The following is a 228-nucleotide window of genomic DNA, read 5'->3' as shown; positions in this document are numbered from 1 at the left end:
CCATTGAAGTCGGGAATATTGACGCTGACTTCGCCCTCGCCTTGCTCGTTCAACGTCACTGGCGCGCTTTGCAGGGCGACAATGGTCACGCTGGTGTCCGGACGCTTGCCACCCTTGGCCAAGGCCGCGTCACCGCCAAATGCCAGGCTGGCCAACCTGCCCTGGCCGGCTTCAATCAACTGGCCGTAGATATCGAACTGGTCCACGCCGTAGGCCTTGCGACCGAAC

1 protein-coding gene is annotated in these 228 nt (G+C 61.8%); it reads right to left on the bottom strand.

Annotated features, from left to right (window positions below):
• On the bottom strand, window positions 1–228 hold a 228-nt coding region (locus ACW9IR_RS30145; RefSeq protein ID WP_457466260.1), incomplete at both ends, for a hypothetical protein.

This window comes from Pseudomonas sp. SDT291_1_S447 (assembly GCF_054070155.1).
The sequence above is the reverse complement of the archived record's forward strand: the minus strand, read 5'-3'. Positions and strand labels throughout refer to the sequence as shown.